Source organism: Paenibacillus ferrarius, assembly GCF_002027705.1.
GTDB classification, from domain to species: Bacteria; Bacillota; Bacilli; order Paenibacillales; family NBRC-103111; genus Paenibacillus_E; species Paenibacillus_E ferrarius.
This window is the reverse complement of the sequence record NZ_MBTG01000040.1, coordinates 36,885-49,947: the sequence shown is the minus strand read 5'-3', so window position 1 is coordinate 49,947 and position 13,063 is coordinate 36,885. Positions and strand designations below refer to the sequence as shown.

The following is a 13,063-nucleotide window of genomic DNA, read 5'->3' as shown; positions in this document are numbered from 1 at the left end:
GACTGCCTTTTTGGCAGGCTCGGAGGGGCTTTGGCTACTTTGGGCGGCTGAGACGGCTTTTTTTGGCGGGCTCAGCTTGCTTTTGCGGGAGTTGGGGGCTTTTTCTCTTCCGAGACTGCCTATTTGGCAGGCTCGGAGGGGCTTTTGGCTACTTTTGGCGGCCGAGACGGCTTTTTGGGCAGGCTCGGAGGGGCTTTGGTTACTTTGGGCGGCTGAGACGGCTTTTTCGGCAGGCTAAGATTGCTTTTGCGGGGTTGGGGGCTTTTTTTTCTTCCGAGACTGCCTTTTTGGCAGGCTCGGAGGGCTTTTGGCTACTTTGGACGGCTGAGACGGCTTTTTGGGCGGGCTCAGCTTGCTTTTGCGGGGGTTTCAGTCAAACTCGATAGATGCTGGCTGATACCCTCCGTTAACCAAAGAAGAACCTTCACCACGAATCAGTGGTTGAAGGTTCTTCTTGGTCAATCGTTGAAGGTTCCACTCTAGTCAATCGTTGAAGGCTCCACTCTAATCAGTCGTCGAAGGTTCCTCTCTAATCAATCGTTGAAAGCTCCACTCTAGTCAGTCGTCGAAGATTCCACTCTAGTCAGTGGCTAAAGGTTCCACTTTAGTCAGTAGTAGAAGGCTCCTCCTTCGCCTACCCTATTAGATCCCTTTAAACGTAAAAGCATAAGCATACGTACGGTTCGCAAACAGCGTGAATTCAGGGTGCGTTCTAGCCCCCCAGCTGTCATCTCCGCCAACGCCCATCTGCTTATAGTTCACGCGCAGCACGACTTTATCGCTGGCTGGCAGCTTGTAGGGATGATCATGAGCTTCGAGCTCCGCTGGTGTATAAGGCAGAGCATTTACTTCAACTGTCGGCAAGCCAGTAATCAGGAGACCACGTCCCTGTTCATTCGTTAATGTCGCTGAACGCACATCCGTCTTGTTCCCGCATTCTTGTGGGCGCAGATAAGGAACCATTTGCTCCTCCACCGTTCCGTGATGAAGTGCCAGCTTAGCCCCTACCGCGCGGTCCCAATAGTTCTCATGAGGGCCACGGCCATACCAGCTCAAGTTCTGGAATGATCGATCCAGTTGGAATATAACGCCGATCTCTGGAATTTCCGGCAGTTGTGCGCCAGGTACGAGTTCCATGCGAACTTCCACTTCGCCGCTTGGCGATACTGTGTAGACCAGTTGAACGCTCGATACAGGCTGCGTGGCCAAATGATAACGTACCCGGACTTCAGCTTGACCATCGGAAGTTGACTTCACTTGAAGAGCTTGCAGTGTTCGACTGCTGCCAGCTTCTTGCCAAGGCGCGCAACGAGCAGGATGTTGATTGCCGCGATCATTATCCGTGTAGGCACGCCAGAAATTAGGGGTTGGCCCGCTTAGGAACAACTCTGTCCCCTCGACGTTATAGGAAGTAATGTCACCGGTAGCTTTATCGATTTGCAGTGAGAAGTTAGCGCCCTTAAGGTTAATCGCGTCAGCGGTTGTCTCTATGCGGACAGCATCCTCAACAGATAGAGTCGCGGCTGTTTGTGCGTTTGCCGCCAGATCGGTATAAGCCGATACCGTTTGAACAGCAGGCAGCACATACTGCTCCCAAGCAATTTCATGGCCTTGGCTTGCCCATAACGTTGTTTCTTTCAACTGCAAGCTGATCGTAAGAACGAACTCATCGTTCGGTGAGATGACTTCCAGCCGATCCAAAGCCAGCTCAATAATTGCTGTCTCACCAGGCTTCACAGCATATTGTCCACGCTTCTCCTCACCCACGACGACACCGTTGCGAGCGATCGTCCACGTCCAATCAAACTCACCTAAATCCGTGAACAAGAATTGATTCGTTACCTTCACTTGACCTTTGGACAGATCGAGCGCTTCGAACTTAGCGTTCTGATAGCATTTCTTCACTTCGTAGATTTTCGGCGAAGGTGTTCGATCTGCGAAGATCAGGCCGTTGCCGCAGAAGTTGCCATCATTTGGCGTATCGCCAAAATCGCCGCCGTAGGCTTGATAGGTCATGCCTTCCGGTGTTGTCGTACGAATAGATTGATCGATCCAATCCCAGATAAATCCGCCTTGGAGAATCGGATACTTATCAAACAGCTCCCAGTATTTGAACAAATTACCGCAGGAATTGCCCATCGCATGGCTGTATTCACACAAAATGAAAGGCTTCTTGGGATTCGTTCTAGCGTACTCTTCAATCTTCTCAATCTTGGAGTACATCTGACTTTCGATGTCGGAAGACGCCTCCGAAGCGCGGAAGTGAAACACTCCTTCGTAATGAACCACTCTGGAAGGATCTTGTTCGCGCAGAAAGTCATGCATTTTAATAAAATTATCACCGCCAAAGGACTCGTTGCCCAGCGACCAAATCACGATAGACGGATGGTTTTTGTCCCGCTGCAGCATGGAATTCGCCCGATCGAGCACGGCTTCCGTCCATTCCGGCTTACTTCCCGGTACTGCCTCGCCTTCTTCCTCCTGCAAGTAGCTCCATGATCCGTGTGTTTCGAGATTGGTTTCATCAATCACATATAAGCCATATTGATCACAAAGCTCATACCAGTATGGATTGTTCGGATAGTGCGAGGTTCTGACGGCGTTGATATTATACTGTTTCATCAGCAGAATATCAGCAATCATGCTGTCTTTATCAACAGAGCGACCACGATCTGTATCAAACTCATGACGATTCACGCCTTTGAATACGACAACCTCGCCATTTATTTTCATCAAGCCGTCGTGAATTTCAAATTTCCGGAAGCCCACTTTGCAGCTTTCTGTTTCCAACAAAACGCCCTGCTCATCTTTCAGGCTCAAAACTAGCGTATACAGATTAGGCTTCTCCGCACTCCATTTGGCTGGGCTCTCTACCTTAGTCTGCAGTTCAACTTCCTGCAATTCAACGCCGTTTACAAGCACTTCAACAGATAAAGGCTTATTCCAAACAGGCTTCAGCTCACTATCGTACAAAACGGCTTCAATGCGGCGCGTCCCTGTACCTTGACCATCATAATTGCTGATTTTCGCTTGAATGCGCAGCTCAGCATGCTCAAAAGCCTCATCCAAATCCGTGTTGACCATGAAGTCGGCAATATGTGTAACCGGCGTTGCATACAGGTAAACATCACGGAAAATTCCGCTCAGCCGCCAGAAATCCTGATCCTCCAGCCAGCTTGCATCACTCCAACGGTAGACCTCGACGGCAAGCTTATTTTCACCTTCTACTAAGTAAGGCGTAATATCAAAATCCGCAGGTGTAAAAGAATCTTGGCTGAAACCGACCAAATCGCCGTTTACCCAAACATAGAAGGCTGATTCAACCCCTTGGAAGCTTAGATAAACCGGTTGCTCGGCCCAAGCCGCAGATACTGTAAAGGAACGTGTATATGAACCAACAGGATTGTACTTAACCGGTGCAAAAGGAGGCTTTAAATCCTCATGGCCTACCCATGGGTAGATGACATTCGTATATTGCGGGAAATCAAAGCCTTGCAGCTGCCAATGGGAAGGAACGGCCATATCCGCCCAGCCACTCGTATCATAATCTGTCCGATAAAACGCTTGCGGACGGCCCTGCGCATTCTCGGCAAAATGGAATTTCCATGTTCCATTCAACGACTGATAGGCATCCGAAGCCTCGCGATCACCTACAAGCGCTTCTTGTTCGGACTTATACGGCATCAATGTAGCGTGAGCCGCCATGCGGTTTAATTGAAAAATTTCAGGATTATTGTTCCATTCCGGATAACCGTTAGCAGGTGGAGTATTGACGTATTTATTAGCCATTGGATGAGTTCCTCGCTTCTATAAGTTGTATAAATATCTTCAACTACCCCTATATTGTACAAGACAATAATTTCTTTTAAAATATAAGATAATACGCTTCGTATATTAAAAAATGAAAGAGATGACTACTCATCATGGCCATAGATTACAGGAAATTTTTCGTCATTACCGAAACAGACCGCAAGCTCCCCCTCATCCTAGAAACGGTCGGCTACGAGATGGATCAGCTCTATTACAAGCGGGAAGAAGGCTATCCCTGCTTCCACTGGCTCCAATCGATTGAAGGAAGCGGAGAAATTATTCTTGAAAGCGGAGCTGTTCGGCTGGGAGAAAATCAAGGGATGCTTCTGCCTGCTGGCATACCGCATGAATACAAGCTGCTTGCTTCCCGGTGGTCGACATGGTATTTGACTTTCGACGGTGCCTTGGCGGCATCCATTGTGTATGCATTGGAGATTCCGTTATCCACTGCTATCAGCTGGGGAAGCGAAACGCCTCTGTCCAGCATTCACGAGTACTACTACGAAAAATACCGCTACAGCTATGATTTCACCGGCATGAACGGTTCTCTGGAGGTTTATCAATTCCTCACACTGCTCAAAAAACACGGCAACGTCAATAAAAGCGCCTCCTTTTCCCAAAGCCATGAGCGTTTGCTGCCGCTGTTGTTTCAGTTAGAAATCAATTTTGCCTCTTCAGACACCGGCCTGCCTTGGATGGCTCAGCTTCTTGGGGTCAGCCCCCAGCACGTCAACACCTTATTCCGCAAGGCTTTTGGCCTTTCGCCATATCAATATTTACTGCAGCTACGCTTGCAGAAGTCCAAGGAATTCCTGATCGCTCAGCCCGGACTTACCGTGAAACAAGTCGCTGAAGCTACCGGATTTCTCGATGCGTCTCATTTCATTTCCACTTTTCGCAAATCCATCGGTTTGACCCCTGAGGTTTTCCGGAATCAGTATAACCAAAAGAACCAACAGGAGGATCCCCGTTAGTTTGCGCAGCCTTCTCCCCCAATAGAAAAGGACAGAACGATTGAAATCGTCTGCCCGCTTAGATTAACTACTATTTCCTTACAACTCGATAATTAATGATTCGGAATAAAATCGTTGTGCGCTGCCAGCAGGTTTTGGACGAAAATCTCAAAATCTGTTTTGCTAGAAGAAAATTTGAAATCGGTTACACCAGTATTAAAATCAATAATCGTTAAAGCCACGCGGTTCAATGGGTACTCAGGAATCGGTTCAGAGGCAAGAGTAATATTTTTGAAAGGGTAAATGGATGTTTCACCGTACAAACGAAGTACAGTCAGATGATCATCTCTTAACTCCAAAGAAATATGTTGATCAGAATCAGTGAAACTTTTCAGTGTACTCATTCTTTATCAATCCTCCTCTTGTCCTCTATTTTACTCCAAGTCTGCTAGATAAAGAAGCCCAAATCGAAAAAATTCCTAATTCTTTCCTGTTTCACTAGGAACTTATGAGGGTACATAGAGTTAGGGCTGAACGCTGCTCTTACCAATGCTACGGAGGTGCCAGACAATGAGTACAACGATTTTACTATCCGAAAGAACCGGTCCAGTTAAGACGCTAAGAGCACAGGGGCAAATCCCTGCTGTGGTGTATAGCTCTCGTATGGAATCCGAACATGTTACCGTTCCGGAAAAAGAAATCCGCGCATCACTGAAACGCAATCCGCATGCCATTCTGACGGTTGCTTTGCCATCCAACACGGAGCAGCCTGTGATGATTCACCATGTTCAGAAGGATTCTTTGACTGGGCAGCTGCTGCATATTGATTTTTTGCAAATTGATTTGAAAGAAAAGCTCGATACCTCCATCGCGGTTCATTTCACAGGGGATGCGCAGGGAACCAAAGAGGGAGGCATCCTGCAAGTCGAGACCCATGAAGTTATGATTCGCTGTATGCCGAGTAAGCTGCCTGATTACCTGTCCCTTGATGTGAGCAAGCTCTTGATTGGCGAGCATCTGACTGTAGCTGATCTCGAGGTGCCTAAAGATGTTGAAGTGCTTTCAGATCCAGAGATCATCCTTGTCACGATTCTAGGCATTCAGAAGCTGGATGAAACCCTTGAGCCTAACGCTGAAACCGTGGATGAATCGGTGCAATCGGGCGTTTCCTGAAACGCTCTTACAATAACTTATATGTAAATAAAACCGACTCTACGCATTTAATTGCACGGAGTCGGTTTTTTTATGCATCAAAAGGCATGAATCCTTGGGCTTTTAATTTTCCAAATGATAGCTTTATGCCGCTCGTCTCTGGCAATGATTGCTCTCAAGCTTTGAAGCACCTCTGCGGCCTGCTCCAAGTATTCCTTATCGCCAAACATGGCATAGAGTCTCATGTAATCATTGTAGGTATCGAGCCATTCATTGAAGTAAGAAGATGCCATCTCTATCACTCCCTTGCTTCAATGATAGAGTAAAAACATTAAACCACGATGAGTAGAAGATTAAACTTTTGTAAGATTCGTATTTTTATGAATACTTAAGCTGAGCTAGTCAATAAGCGCATACAATTCATGCATGGGTCTGATAAAATTATGCTTCATCTCAGCCGCTGCCAAATTCGCATCACGATCAGCTAACGCAGCAATAATCGCTGCATGCTCCTCAACAGAAGTGAGCGTCCCCGCGATGGGCTGCTTAAGGAAAACGTATTTAAATCTTCGAATATGTATTTGCAGTGAGGCGCTAAATGAAGTGATATAGGCATTATCGGCGACCTCAATAATCAAGTTATGGAACTGCTCATCCAGCTCCATGGCTTGGTAAGGCTGCCCGCCTGTGATAGCCTCGCTGAACTCAGCGTTCAGCTCTTTCAATATTTCAATTTGCTCCGGCTTAATAAGCTGTGCGGCATATTCTGCGGCCAGTGCATGAAGCGCGGCGAGCGTCGGATACATTTTCAGAATATCGTCTTTCTCGATACTCGTCACTCGGGTTTCTTTGCCCGGGTGCATAGAAACCAAGCCCTGCACTTCCAAGAGCTGAAAAGCTTCCCTAATCGGGGTGCGGCTGACCGCCAAAGATTCAGCTAATTCAGCGTCTATTAGTTTCTCTCCTGGATGAAGCGTTCCTTCAATGATCCATCTCTGGATTTGCGAGAGTACGCGTTCTTTGGCTGACATGCGTATCGGTGTGGTAAAATTCGTGGGTACAGGCATCTATCCAATCCTCCATCGCATAACATTATATGCAATATATCGGATATCGATAACTGATGCAAGCAATTTCAGTTTCAAGCTTCTTTACTCATCAAAAATGAGGTCATTGTACTTCACTTTCTCTTTGCTTGCTACAATCAAAAGCTGCTGCCGCGCATCATATTGAAAGTGATACACGTCAACGAACTCCTGCCCCGCTCCGAAGCCGCCAGTCAGAACTAGCTCCTCACTCTGAATTTGCAAAGAGCGATGCGGAATTTGACTGATTTGAGGCACAATCTGCCCGTCATTCAACATCAGCTTGAGCGGAAAGGCTTTTCCTTCTTTTACGCCAAAAAAATAAGTCTCTAGGCCATGACAATCCGTATACCTTGGAACATAGGCGAGAATGTCGATGCCTCCCAATTGGAAATGCTGCATAGGAGTCGGCGCCTCACTCTGCTGCACGATTTCAAAATCATCAGGAAATTCCGAAACCTTGCTCGAGCCCCCCTCTGACGTGGATTCCCACCACGCTTCATAGTGACCTGACCATCGCAAGTCCGTCTCTTGACCATAACAACTAGGTGCTCCTAATGGAGCGGCCACAGCTTGGCTCATAGGCTTGACAATCAGCTTGCCTTCAGGAAGCGTACCGACAGCTCTTATCGCAATATCTTCTTTGTTCCACCGAGCTTGCTCAGCAGCGGGCGAAGCAGCAGGATGAATGAGAGGTGCCCGATCTTTGTCTGCGCAAGCGGACAGCGCAAGAATGAAATTCAACACAACCAACGACATATAGTTTGATTTGTTAAGCACTGCGACTGTAGCCTCCTTCATAGAAAAATGAGATTCTCTTTCGAGGGAAGTTGCTTATATTAGACTATTTCACATCAAAAAAAGTTCCAATTTCTACCTATCGTTTCATAAAAAAAATGAACAGAATAAAACCTTGCAGCGCTTAATTCCTATCACAGGAACAAGCGGCTGCAAGGCCGATAAGACTAATCCGAATAGCTCACATCGTCAAGAAGCATATTGCCTGCATTCCAACTGCGGAAGCCAATTTGTCCAGCGATTGTGGGGATACTGGCTAACGCACCTGTGTAGATCTGTGTTCCATCAACCCAGACGGTTACCGTCGCACCTGTAAACTGAACCTTCATCGTGTAGGTAATTCCACTTGCGAGCGCAGGACCTGTAAAATTGCCATATTGGCCTACTCCGTTCGACCAAGCCCAGGAAGTGCCAAGATCGTAGCCGATAGCAGCCCACGAGCTCGTTCCCGTATAACGGAACACCGCTTGCAGGCGCCCATTTGCATTTTGTGGTGTCACCTTAAAGGTGTAGACACCGTCAGCTTTTGCCGGAGAATTGCTGTCCACTACAACCGTATTGCTGCTGTTGGCATTTAAATTAAGCCCACCTGAGAAAGCGCTGGCCGTTCCTGTGCCCATGACAACATTCCAACCTGTAATTCCATTGTTAAAATCCTGTGTATACGCGGTGCTGCCTCCACTTGCTTTGTACACATTTAGCTCCGATGCGGAAGCCCAACCGCCAGTTCCTGCTGTTGCTTCCAGACGTATGTGCGTGGCAGGCGTGGCCGCAAACACAGCGCTTTTCTCTGCAGCATCATTCGCCCATGTTCCGGATGATACCTGCGTAAACGTCGTGCCATTGGTGCTTGTGTACACTTTATAGCCGGTAATATTGCCATTAGAGCCGCCGTCTTGTCTTGGCATATATTTCAACTGATTGATTGTATAGCTGACGCCTAAATTCAAGGTAATTGACTGTGGAAGCGGATTGGACAAGTCCCACTTCGTATGCCAAAATGTCGATAAATTGCCGTCCAGTACGTTCGCTGCGCTATTGCTGGCATTGACCGTCTCTTCGCTTGTTGCGGAAGCCGTCATCTGGGATTGAGGAATCAGATTAGGATCAACAGGTACGGTGCCGCCAGTGGTCACTTTCAAATCGTCCATAATGAAATCCGTCTGATTGCTGTTCGTTTTTTGAATGCCGATCCAACTGTTGCCTGAAGCTGAGGCCGTAAATACTTTGCTGAACGTCGTTGGCGATGTGGCAGTTCCCAAGCTGGTCGTAGACACGACAGCAGTACCGTCTCCGACGACAAATGCATAATCGCCAGCAGCTTGATTCTCATAGCTGAAATTAACTGTGTACGCAGCTCCTGGCGCAAATCTCAACGTTTGGGGAATCGTTTGATACAGCAAGCCAGAGGATTCCTTGTGAGCCATCAACGACCAGCTGCCATTCAACACATCATCAATCGTCTTGCCATTCCAGCCCTTTTGCGTGAAAGGAGCATGAAGCTTCATCAAATGCGTACGTGGATCATTCGTGCCGCCTGCCGGCCCTTTGACAAAAGGGAACCATCCATCGGGCACATTCTCGAAATCCTGTACGAAATAGTCGTTGTTCGGATTAGGCGTTTTGACTATCTTTTCAATACGCACATCATCAAACGTAACCGCCGTAGTACCCGCATCGCTTTTCAAATACAAGTTAGCCGTCGTAGAGCCGGCCGGTACATCAAACCACACATACATGCGCTGCATCATCGTATCTCGTTTGGAGTCTGCTTGGATGTAATTTTTCCACAGAGAGCTGTTCGCATATGTGTTGACGTCGGCGCCGCCGTAATTATTGACACCGAGGTAGGCTTTGCGTCCGCCGCCGGTCGATACATACACAGAAGCATAATAGCTGCCTGGCGTCAGTCCCGAGATCGTTTGACTGACCGTCGTCGAACTCGTGCTTGTGCCAATCTGAAGCTCTTGCTGGCCATTCGCGTTGCGCTGAACGGAAGCGCCGCTGCCTGCAACAGTCCAAGCGCTGAGATTGCCGTTATTAAACCCAGGATCGGCCATGCCTGATCCTTCCCCATAATTGACGGCCGTGTTCGCTGGAGCCGCGCCTTTGTAGAGCACGTATGCTTTGTTCGCGCTGGCCGTAATTGTAACTTGATTGTTCGTTACAGCAAGATCACTGACAAGCTGTCTTCCCTGATCGGACAATTGATAAAGCTTTACGTTGCTAAGTCCCGCCCAACTAGCGGGAAGCTGCCATGTGGTGCTGCCTGCACTCGAATTCCAATGATATAATTTGTCCTCTGTGGCTGGACTCCAAGGCAGCAAATAAGATCCGCCGTTCAGGACTGTGCGGTTGTCCTTCGTAATTACACGCGTACCACCGGTATTGCTGACCGAGACATTGTTTTCGAAGTTAATCGTCCCTGGCGTCCACTTCATAATCTTGAAGTGCTGCAAATATTTGCTCGGTAAATCTGTCCCAAAGGTCATCGCAATCATGACATCGAAATTGGTTTTCCCTTGCCAGCCTTCATAAGCGGAGAGCTCGGTTCCGCCTAATAGCGGATCGCGTGCGATCCATGTATCCTTCTGGTGGTTGCGGATAAAACGAGCAATCTGGCTGTTAAAGCCTTTGGTATCGCTGCCGCCATAATTATAATCAACAGCCCAGTGATTCCAGATGCTGTCGTATTCGTGATCGGATGGAAACTCCGTTGCGAGTGGCCAGCCCAGCGAATTCACTTCCTTCGCCGCTTTTCGACTATCCCAACCATTGGATTGCCATACATCAATATAAATGTAGCCAAGGTTTGGCACTTGATTTTTCAATTGCTGCAGTCTGGCTAATCGGCTTCCCGAAGTCGAATCATACCTTTTGTTTATATAGTACGAAGAATCCAGCCAATCCCAGCCTGGCGAAGTTTTGTTCACAAGCGTTTCGTTAAAAGCCTGCGCCTCGGGATACGATTCCGTCGCATTGATATGGACGCCGAACAAAGCATTATACGCGCTTCCCGCATTCACCAGCGTGTTCATATCGGCAGCACCGCCTTGCCTTTGACCAATATCGCCGTAATCAGGATGCCCCGAATCGTGGCCTTCGGAACCGTAGCCTTTGAGCAGCACCATCTGCCCGAGGCCGTCTGTCGCATTGTACACTCGCTTCGTTTCATCGAGTGTTTTGGTAAACGGATTCGTCGCCTGGCTGGCGAAGTTCATCGGTATTCGCTGTACAACGAGATCCGGCACCTTGTCCGCACCCACGGGATTGTTCATTATGCTGCGGTAAGCGATCGCACCATCCTGCCAATCCACACTGCCATCGCCGTTTGCGTCCGGCGTAATCACAACCTTCGCGCTGGGCAGCGAATCGGCATCGGTCATCCCTCTGGCACGGTAAATCCAAGCTCCGCTCCACAAGCCTGTTCTGGAGTAGCCGGATTTGGCCGTCGTTTGCTCCTTCACCCTGCCATTGTTATCAGCATTTTCGTATACCGAATTCGTCCACAATCCGCCAGCAAGCTGATTCGTATTCACGAATGCGTACATGTAGTCGACAGGTGAAGCATCTGCTGTTGGTGAACCTGCGACCGATTTGATCGTGTCGCCCGTGCCGCTTACAGCGGTGTACATTTTATTGCCGGCAAAAGAAGCCCCTGTTTGCGTACTTCTGACACTAAGCAGATTATGATTGCGAATTTCGAGCGTATTCACTTTGGTTGTGCCATTCTCTGCGATATTCGTGATGTCGAAAAGCAACGTATTGTTCACTACCTTCATTTGTACGGTAACAACCACATTAATCGCCGGTATTGTAAGCGTATACAAAGCTGTGTTTGAATTAGGGGTGGCAAAGGCAACCGTCGGCGTGTACGCCGTGCCGTTGATATAAATCTGATTAAGCGTGTCTTCTGAGCCATACAGGATAGCCCCATTTGCCAGCCAGGTGTACTGATTTACTTTGGGAAAGGCAGTATCCAGATCTACACTCAGAACAGATGAAGCAATAGACTGCGTGGCTGCACTTACCGAACCGTACATCACCGAGGCAAGAGGCGCATAATGCCCGGAACCAACCTGCAAAGCGAGGAAGGCAGATAGAGCAACGCTCACCTTCCACTGAAATCGCCTTCTTTTGATCATTAATTCTCCTCCTAACATGTATTTGACTTCCTCCTCAATATACCACTACATGCTTGAGCACAAATTTGATATATTTGGTTATTGCTTGATGTTTTTTGCTTTAAACCGGCAGCGATACAAATAATCTAAGGTAAATCCAAGCACCCGGCTGAAAAAGCCTGTGATAATGCAGAAATTTTCGGCGAATTCGGCTATAAAATGGAAAAACCTGCAATTGTACAGGAATTTTCAGCTTCTCCAGCCCCTAAGCCAGAAAAAGCCTCAAATACATGCACTATTGCAGGAATTCAATGATAGGAGCTATTAAAGGAGTAGAAAAGATGCACAATTGCAGGTTTATTAAAAATGGTACTAGAGCAGAACGACATCAAGGCAATGATGAAGTGTAAGTAAAAACAAGAGCTGCCCCAAGTAGGTTTATCTACTTATTGGACAGCTCTTTACTTATGTATAAGTCCCCAAACCCACCCTCACCCATTATCAACAAATCAGCACGTGGTCATTACAATAAGCGGTAAGTCATAAGTAGATGCAAGCATCTTGTTACAGTATTGGGCTAATTAGTAAGGTTATCAGGCATGGCCCTGCTCTGATTGTCAGTCCAACATTCCCGTTGGCGGTTGAGCTCGCTTTTGTTGACATGGGTTACCGACTTCATTATTCTTCGATGACTTCGACAGACCAATTCTTTTCTTGTATCTTGAAATCCAGCTCCCGATAGCTTTTGGCTAAATCATCCAACTGCTTTTGAAGCTCATTCACTTCAATGGTTCGATAGAATTTAACTTCAGAACGACTATAGCGATCCTGCTTAATGGTAGCTGCTTCTAGGAGATCATTTAACAAATTTCTTTTTTGCATTAAATTATCCCGTTCAGCAAGTGCATCAGCAATACTTAGATGACCATCGAATTTCGTATAGGCATTCGTTTTGTTGATCTTTTTAATCCAACTTACCAACTCTTCTACTGTTCGATCTAGTTCTGTCAACAGAACGGTTGGCTGTTCCGCCGGCTGTTCTCCTTCTTGCACTTTAATCACTCTCTCAAGTCGTTGCTTGATTTGCGCGACTTTTCTTTGAGCATCTGCGCGCAGCACAAGGGCTTCAGCAAGTTTCATC

Annotated in this window: 10 protein-coding genes; 3 read left to right on the top strand and 7 right to left on the bottom strand. The window is 47.5% G+C overall.

What is annotated here, in order from left to right; translation table 11 throughout:
* On the top strand, positions 1-238 hold a 238-nt coding region (locus BC351_RS43050; protein WP_208629872.1), incomplete at its 5' end, for a hypothetical protein.
* Positions 239-642: 404 nt separating this feature from the next.
* On the opposite strand, the gene lacZ is transcribed toward BC351_RS43050, so the two are convergent.
* A complete protein-coding gene (lacZ, locus tag BC351_RS31565; protein ID WP_079418539.1) occupies positions 643-3,789 on the bottom strand; it encodes a beta-galactosidase, LacZ type in 3,147 nt (1,048 codons plus the stop codon).
* 134 nt (positions 3,790-3,923) lie between these two features.
* On the opposite strand from lacZ, the gene BC351_RS31560 reads away from it, so the two are divergent.
* The gene (locus tag BC351_RS31560) at positions 3,924-4,784 is read left to right on the top strand and encodes an AraC family transcriptional regulator (RefSeq protein WP_079418537.1); all 861 of its coding nucleotides are present in this window, start codon (positions 3,924-3,926) and stop codon (positions 4,782-4,784) included.
* Between the two features lie 92 nt (positions 4,785-4,876).
* Here the strand turns inward: BC351_RS31560 and BC351_RS31555 are convergent, their stop codons facing one another.
* Positions 4,877-5,167, bottom strand: coding sequence for a hypothetical protein (locus tag BC351_RS31555; RefSeq protein ID WP_079418535.1), 291 nt, complete (start codon positions 5,165-5,167; stop codon positions 4,877-4,879).
* 166 nt (positions 5,168-5,333) lie between these two features.
* On the opposite strand from BC351_RS31555, the gene BC351_RS31550 reads away from it, so the two are divergent.
* Positions 5,334-5,936: a 50S ribosomal protein L25 gene (locus tag BC351_RS31550; RefSeq protein ID WP_158082299.1), complete on the top strand. Its 603-nt coding sequence runs from the start codon at positions 5,334-5,336 to the stop codon at positions 5,934-5,936.
* 77 nt (positions 5,937-6,013) lie between these two features.
* Here the strand turns inward: BC351_RS31550 and BC351_RS31545 are convergent, their stop codons facing one another.
* From BC351_RS31545 to BC351_RS31525, 5 genes are all read right to left on the bottom strand, one after another.
* The gene (locus tag BC351_RS31545) at positions 6,014-6,208 is read right to left on the bottom strand and encodes a hypothetical protein (protein WP_079418531.1); all 195 of its coding nucleotides are present in this window, start codon (positions 6,206-6,208) and stop codon (positions 6,014-6,016) included.
* A gap of 105 nt (positions 6,209-6,313) precedes the next feature.
* Complete coding sequence (locus BC351_RS31540) at positions 6,314-6,982, bottom strand: GntR family transcriptional regulator (protein ID WP_079418529.1); 669 nt, start codon at positions 6,980-6,982, stop codon at positions 6,314-6,316.
* A gap of 84 nt (positions 6,983-7,066) precedes the next feature.
* Complete coding sequence (locus BC351_RS31535) at positions 7,067-7,780, bottom strand: hypothetical protein (protein ID WP_144028584.1); 714 nt, start codon at positions 7,778-7,780, stop codon at positions 7,067-7,069.
* 185 nt (positions 7,781-7,965) lie between these two features.
* A complete protein-coding gene (locus BC351_RS31530) occupies positions 7,966-11,943 on the bottom strand; it encodes an endo-alpha-N-acetylgalactosaminidase family protein (protein WP_158082298.1) in 3,978 nt (1,325 codons plus the stop codon).
* Between the two features lie 657 nt (positions 11,944-12,600).
* Positions 12,601-13,062 (bottom strand): DIP1984 family protein, encoded by a 462-nt coding sequence (locus BC351_RS31525; protein ID WP_079418523.1) that lies wholly within the window; start codon positions 13,060-13,062, stop codon positions 12,601-12,603.
* Between the last annotated feature and the right edge of the window lies 1 nt (position 13,063).